4 protein-coding genes and 1 pseudogene are annotated in these 4,699 nt (G+C 38.6%); 2 read left to right on the forward strand and 3 right to left on the reverse strand.

The genetic code is table 11. The features are described from left to right. On the forward strand, positions 1 to 1,402 hold a 1,402-nt coding region (locus PSN35_RS06080; protein ID WP_300030876.1), incomplete at its 5' end, for an LTA synthase family protein. Positions 1,403 to 1,451: 49 nt separating this feature from the next. Further along, entirely contained in the window at positions 1,452 to 2,357 is a 906-nt protein-coding gene (gene waaF, locus PSN35_RS06085) for a lipopolysaccharide heptosyltransferase II (protein ID WP_300030878.1), read from the forward strand. On the opposite strand, the gene gmhA is transcribed toward waaF, so the two are convergent. The 3 genes and pseudogenes from gmhA to PSN35_RS06100 all read right to left on the reverse strand — a co-directional run. Next, positions 2,354 to 2,920 (reverse strand): D-sedoheptulose 7-phosphate isomerase, encoded by a 567-nt coding sequence (gmhA, locus tag PSN35_RS06090; protein WP_300030881.1) that lies wholly within the window; start codon positions 2,918 to 2,920, stop codon positions 2,354 to 2,356. The genes waaF and gmhA overlap by 4 nt on opposite strands. After that, positions 2,917 to 4,341 (reverse strand): D-glycero-beta-D-manno-heptose-7-phosphate kinase, encoded by a 1,425-nt coding sequence (gene rfaE1 / locus PSN35_RS06095; protein ID WP_300030884.1) that lies wholly within the window; start codon positions 4,339 to 4,341, stop codon positions 2,917 to 2,919. Before rfaE1 ends, gmhA begins: the two co-directional genes overlap by 4 nt. Then, a pseudogene (locus PSN35_RS06100) lies at positions 4,338 to 4,699 on the reverse strand (ADP-glyceromanno-heptose 6-epimerase); the annotation flags it as partial. The gene rfaE1 and the pseudogene PSN35_RS06100, both read right to left, overlap by 4 nt.

Genomic DNA, 4,699 nt, shown 5'->3' on the forward strand with positions numbered 1-4,699 from the left:
CGTTAAAAGAGTTGCAATTCTTTTGCCGTTGTTGCTAATATTTGTGATCGGCATTCGATCCTCATTTGGACATCGACCTGCAAACATTTCTGACGCTTTGTATTCATCTAACAGAGTGCTGAATGAAGTTACTAAAAATTCTTTATACAGTGTGCTATACGCTGTTTATGCGAACAAATATGAGTCAAATGTTAAAGGGTATGGGTCAATGTCAATTGATGATGCTATTGATAGGGTTAAGCTCAAGCTTAATATCCAAAGTAGCCATTCAGATTATATTTTTAATAGAGTTGTTGCAACAAATTTTGTGCAACAGAATCCTAAAAATTTAGTTATTTTCATTCAAGAGAGTATTGGCTCTCAATTTGTTGAGTCTCTTGGGGGTGAGGCTGGAATAACACCTAATTTAAACAGACTGTCCAGCGAGGGTCTTTTATTTACTGATGCCTATTCAAATGGAACACGAAGCATTAGAGGCTTAGCTGGTTTGGTTGCGGGTAATTTTTCCGTACCAGGAAAGGGTGTCTTAAAGAGAAACAAGTCACAACAAGATTTCTTTACCATGGCCTCTTTACTCAAGTCTAAGGATTATGAAACTGTATTTTTGTATGGTGGAGAATCTAGATTTGATAATATGAAAAGCTGGTTTTCAGGTAATGGTTTTGATCGAATTATTGAACAGACTGATTTCATCGATCCGAAATTTGTCGGATCTTGGGGGGTTAGCGATGAAGACTTAGTTATTAGGTCCAATCAAGAATTTAAGCAGTATCATAAAAACAATCAAAAGTTTGCGGCAGTAATGTTCTCCACTTCTAACCATGCGCCATTTGACTATCCAGAAGATCAAATTGAGTTAGTAGAGGGTGTCGAGGTTAAAAGTGTTAAAAACGCCATTAAATACGCCGACCATGCTATTGGCAAGTTTATTAAATTAGCGCGCCAAGAAGATTATTACAAAGATACAATTTTTGTGATTGTTGCTGATCATGATGTTCGTGTGTATGGTGACGACTTGGTTCCAGTTAATCGTTTTCATATTCCGGCATTGATATTGGGAGAGGGCATCCCTCCAGGAAAATATGAAAAAATTGCCACGCAGCCGGATATTCTAGCAACCTCTCTAGATTTAATCGGCATTGATAAATTAAACTATCCCATACAAGGTCATTCTATTTTTTCAGATAAAAAACAAAATATTGCCCTAATGCAATTTAATGATTACTATGCTCTTAGAGAAAATAATAAGGTTGCCGTGATTAGGCCAGAAAAAGGGGCTTTAACATTCATTTATCGAGATGAAAAACTTCACCCGGTAGAGCATGATATTAATCTTGAGAAAGATGCGCTGGCGTTTGTATTGACGCTTGATCATCTGTACAACAACAACTTGCACCGATAAAATGTACAAGGTTTTAATAGAGGTTCCAACATGGCTAGGTGATTGTGTTATGACTACGCCAGCTATTGAAAATATTGTTAACTTGCATTCAGATGTCGACATCACGATTTTTGGCTCAGCCATTTCAACTAGGATATTTGAGCACCATCCTAATGTACAGCGAATTGTTACAGATGACAGTAGAAAGCAGAAGTTTAGAATTTTCCATCTTTACAAACAAGCGAGACAACTAGGTAAATTTGATTGCGCCATTTCATTTCGTCGCACTTTAGCAAGTAAGCTATTTGTTTGGTTTTGTCATGCAGAACTCAAAGGCAATTACAGGCGATATGCTAAGCGAGCCATTCATCAGGTTATTCGATACAATGACTTTGTTAATAAAGTGTTTAAAGTAAATACTAGCGCCAGCCAATTAGCTATCTACAAGAATCCCAAACCCGTTAACACTTATAAATCTGATAAAAAATTGTTAGGCATTAATCCTGGTGCTTCTTATGGTAGTGCTAAACGTTGGTATCCAGAGGAGTTTGTTAAGGTTGCTAGTGAGCTGGCTAGCCAGTATGATATTGTTATTTTTGGCGGTCCTGGTGAGACTGATATTGCTGCTGATATTGAACAAGGGCTTATTGATAGCAGGATAACGAATTATCAAAATCTCGCAGGAAAAACCACCATTCCAGAGCTGATTAGCAAAATATCAAATTTGGATTTATTTATTACGGGTGATAGTGGGCCTATGCATGTGGCTGCTGCCTTTCAAGTGCCAACAGTGGCAATTTTTGGCCCTACCAAAGATGATGAAACTTCGCAATGGATGAACGAAAAAAGCATTATCGTTAAAAAGAATTTAGATTGTCAGCCCTGCATGAAACGCACTTGCCCACTAGAGCATCATGATTGCATGAATCTGATCAAAGCAGTAGATGTGCTAGATGCGGTTAAACAGCTAAACTAGTCTTTAAACGCTAAGTCAATAAGATGACAAATAGTGTGTCCAATGACAATGTGCATTTCTTGAATGCGTGGTGTATCCTCAGCGGGCACGACTAAGTTAACATTGCATATAGTATTCATTTCACCGCCATCTCGGCCACTAAAGCCAATAGTTTTGCAACTCATTTCTTTTGCAAGCTTTAATGCGCTAATAACATTACTACTACTGCCACCCGTGCTAATGCCAATGGCCACATCGCCTTTATTGGCTAACGCCTCTACTTGGCGGTCAAACACGTGGTTATAGCCGTAATCATTACCAATTGAGGTAAGTGCCGAGGTATCGGTTGTTACTGCAATAGCAGGCAATCCTCTGCGTTCAACTTTGTATCGTCCAACCAATTCTGCAGCAATGTGCTGCGCATCGGCTGCACTACCACCATTGCCAAAGAATAGAATTTTCCCACCATTTTTAAGGCTATCAATACACAATTGGGCAGCAGTTTCAACTTTGTCTGTTAAAGCTGACATTGATTGTGCTACTTTTAAATGTTCGGCGAATTCATTTTCAATAATAGATTTCATGATTTTTGTATTTTTTCAATGGTTTTGGTGGTGCTTTTGCCATCTACAAATTGTACCAGTTTTAGCTCATCAGCAATGTCTTGCCCAATTACTTCTTTGCCTTCATAGTCACCACCTTTAACTAACACATGCGGTTTAATCGCTTCAATCAACTCATAAGGTGTGTCTTTGTCAAATACCACGACATAATCAACCGCCTCAAGTGCTGCTAATATATAGGCTCTATCCATTTGCGTGTTAATTGGGCGGCCTTCGCCCTTTAATGCTTTAACTGAGCGATCAGAATTTAACCCTAAGATTAATACATCGCCATAGCTTTTGGCGGTTTCTAAGTAGCGCACATGCCCTGCATGTAATATATCAAAACAGCCATTAGTAAAGATAATTTTTTTGCTTCTAGCTTTTAGCTCTTCACTTAGCGCGGCAATCTCACTTAGAGTTTTAATATGTTCATCGCTAGTTGATTTATTAAGGCTTGATTCGTATTCAATAATTTCATTTAAGCTGGCAGTAGCGGAGCCAATTTTGCCTACAACAACGCCAGCAGCTAGATTTGAAAATTCTACCGCATCATCAATCTCATATCCATAAGCTAGGGCGAAACCCAATGAGGCAAGCACGGTATCGCCTGCACCTGTAACATCAAACACTTCTCTAGCCACGGTAGGGCGGGTGCGCAAATCGTTATCATAAATTGCCACACCATCTTCACTAAGGGTGATCAGTGAAACATCTAAATCGCATTCATCTTTTAATTGGGTAATTGCCTGGGTTAGACTTGCATCATCTTTGATGTTAATTTGTGTTGCTTCGCTGGCTTCTTTTTTATTTGGCGTGAGTAAATAAGCGCCCTTATATTTTGAATAATCTAAGCCTTTTGGGTCGATTAATACTTTTTTATCATTTTTATTTGCCAGTGTAATTATGGCTTGTGTAAGTTCAAATGTTAATACGCCTTTTCCGTAATCTGACAATAAAACACCGTCATAATTATTAATAATGCTCTTAAAAGACGTCAAAATAAGTTTTTGTGATTCACTGCTAATTTCATCAGTACTCTCACGATCGTAACGCACCACTTGCTGTTGTGCGGCAATAATCCGGCTTTTCTTGCTGGTGATGCGATCTTTTTGAGTGATTAGATATTTAGAACTAACGTTGATATTGTTAAGTAATTTTTTGAGTTCATCGGATATCTCACAACCACCAACAACACTAATTACATCAACCTGAGCACCAAGTGCATTGAGGTTATTAATAACATTGCCCGCACCGCCAAGAACCGCACTCTCACTTTTTACATTAACAACCTGCACAGGTGCTTCAGGAGAAATTCGCTCGCACGAGCCCCAAAGGTAATGATCGATCATTAGGTCACCAATGACTAATAATTTTGGTGATTTTCCTTGCAAATCAATCATGAGATATCGGTGCCATGTAAGCGTTTAATATCAGAAATGTAAGCCTTAATACCATCTTCTAAGCTTATGACTGGCTCAAAGCCTAAGTTGGTTTGAGAAGTGCCAATATCCGCCTGGGTGTGCATCTGGTAGCCATCATAAGGGTTTGGAATATAGTTAGTGCCCAAATCTGTACCCAGCTCAGTTTGCAAAATATCAGCAATATCTTGAAAGCTTCTTGGGTTGCTTGTGCCAACATTATAAGTGCCATTTTCCTTAGGACTGCAAGCTTTAATATTGGCTTGAACGACATCTTCGATGTTGATAAAATCACGCAAAATTTGATCAGAGCCTTCAAATAAAGTTGGTGCTTTGCCGT

The organism is Candidatus Thioglobus sp., from assembly GCF_028599055.1.
In the GTDB taxonomy this organism is placed as follows: Bacteria; Pseudomonadota; Gammaproteobacteria; order PS1; family Pseudothioglobaceae; genus Thioglobus_A.